This window comes from Blautia sp. MCC283, assembly GCF_018785565.1.
GTDB lineage: Bacteria > Bacillota > Clostridia > Lachnospirales > Lachnospiraceae > Blautia_A.
Window position 1 is genome coordinate 1 of record NZ_WQQB01000039.1, and the last position, 1,948, is coordinate 1,948.

A 1,948-nucleotide genomic window follows, 5' to 3' on the forward strand; every position below is an offset into this window, starting at 1 on the left:
CCATGACTTTTGGAGAGCTGTCCAACATGGTGGATATGATCACGTGCAGCTTTCCGCAGGAAGTACACAGCATCGGCATCGTCATGCGTCACCGAACCGAGATGATTGCCTCGATTCTGGCGGTACTCAAATGCGGCGGCCGATATGTCCCAGCCGAGCCGGATTTTCCTACCGGGCGCATCCATGACATGATGACCGAGGCACAGGTGGATTTTGTGCTGACGGAACACGCCTTTGCGCCCAAACTGAGCAGTTTCCCCATCCGCTATACAGATTGTGAGATCTGCGGCGTGGAGACGCCCTCCTGGAAGCGCAATGCCATCGAAGACCCGGAACGCCCCGCCTATGTGCTGTATACGTCAGGTACCACCGGGCGGCCCAAAGGTGTCTGTGTCACCAACCGCAATGTTTGCCATTATGTCCGTGCCTTTGCCAACGAGTTCCATCCCGGCCCCGGTGATGTCATGCTGCAATATTCCGTCTGTTCTTTTGACATCTTTGTGGAGGAAGTGTTCACCAGTCTGCTGAATGGTGCCGCTCTGGCCATCCCCGCTGACGAGGATAAGGCCGACATCCATGCGTTGATGGCTTTTGTGGAACGCCACCATGTGACTATGATCAGCGGCTTTCCGTATCTGCTGGCAGAAATGAACCACCTGTCTGTCATTCCGTCCTCTCTGCGGCTGCTTATCAGCGGCGGCGATGTGTTGCGGGGCGTTTATGTGGATCACCTGCTGAACAAAGCAGAGGTTTACAACACCTACGGCCCCTCCGAGACAACGGTCTGCGCCTCCTATTACCGTTGTAATAGTGGAACTGTGCTGGAGGACGGTACCTATCCCATCGGTCATCCTGTACTAGGTGCGCAAATCAGGATTCTGGATCAGTCTGGCAACGAGGTTGCCAAAGGGCAGACGGGTGAAATTTGCATTTATGGCGGCGGTGTATCTCTGGGCTACATTGGCGACCATGCCGAGGAAAACAGAGCTTTTGAGCGGCAGCCGGACGGTAGCACCATGTACCGCAGCGGCGATTTGGGCTATATCCTGCCGGATGGCAACATTGCATTCCTGCACCGCAAGGACGACCAGATCATGATTTACGGCAAGCGGGTGGAACTTGCCGAGGTGGAGTCCCGGCTCTATCGGTGCAAGGATGTGCAGCAGGCTATTGTCCGGGCTTTTACAGACGAGGATGGACTGTCCTATATGACCGCCTATGTGGTGCCTTCCGACAATAAGCTGAAAGTCTCGGAAGTAAAAAAAGAACTGTCTGAAAATCTGACTTCCTTTATGATCCCAGAGTTCTTTGTGAAGATGAAGCAGATTCCTTTGAATGTCAACGGTAAGCCGGATGTGTCGAAACTGCCGGTGGTAATGAAAGCGGGGGCATTATAATGGAGATTCAGATCCGGCAGGCCACGATCCAGGACCTGAATGTATTGATGCAATGGCGAATGGAAGTCTTGCATGAGGTATTCTCCATCCCCTCGGAGCGGTCTGTAACAGAGCTGGAATCGGAAAATCGCCGCTACTATCAAACAGAACTGCCGCAGGGCGGACATATTGCCTGCTTTGCCTACGTAGGGGAGGAAATCGTCGGCTGCGGCGGGATATGCCTCTATCATGAGATGCCCTCACCGGACAATCTAAACGGGAAATGTGCCTACCTGATGAACATTTATACCCGGCCGCAGTTTCGCGGACACGGCATAGGGAACAGAATCGTCAGGTGGCTTGTAGAGCAGGCTCGTCAGCGGCATATTTCAAAAATTTATCTTGAAACCTCAAACAAAGGCAGGCCGCTGTATCAAACAATCGGTTTTGCCGATATGAAGGATATGATGAAACTGTCCCGTGAAAAATAAGCAAAATCAAAGGAGCATACATACAATGGAGCCAATCATCTGAAACGTTGAAGTAAAAAGCGTCCTCACAAAATCCAATTT

At 52.3% G+C, this 1,948-nt stretch carries 2 protein-coding genes; both read left to right on the plus strand.

Annotated features, from left to right (window positions below; translation table 11 throughout):
• A partial coding sequence (locus GPK81_RS12355; RefSeq protein ID WP_215707153.1) for an amino acid adenylation domain-containing protein occupies positions 1–1,397 on the plus strand: 1,397 nt, incomplete at its 5' end.
• Positions 1,397–1,867, plus strand: a complete 471-nt coding sequence (locus GPK81_RS12360) for a GNAT family N-acetyltransferase (protein ID WP_005924656.1) — start codon at positions 1,397–1,399, stop codon at positions 1,865–1,867. The genes GPK81_RS12355 and GPK81_RS12360, both read left to right, overlap by 1 nt.
• The last annotated feature ends 81 nt before the right edge of the window (positions 1,868–1,948 follow it).

Coding starts and splice junctions, on each gene's coding strand:
- GPK81_RS12360 (WP_005924656.1), top strand. CDS start 1,397: ATGGAGATTCAGATCCGGCAGGCCACGATCCAGGACCTGAATGTATTG.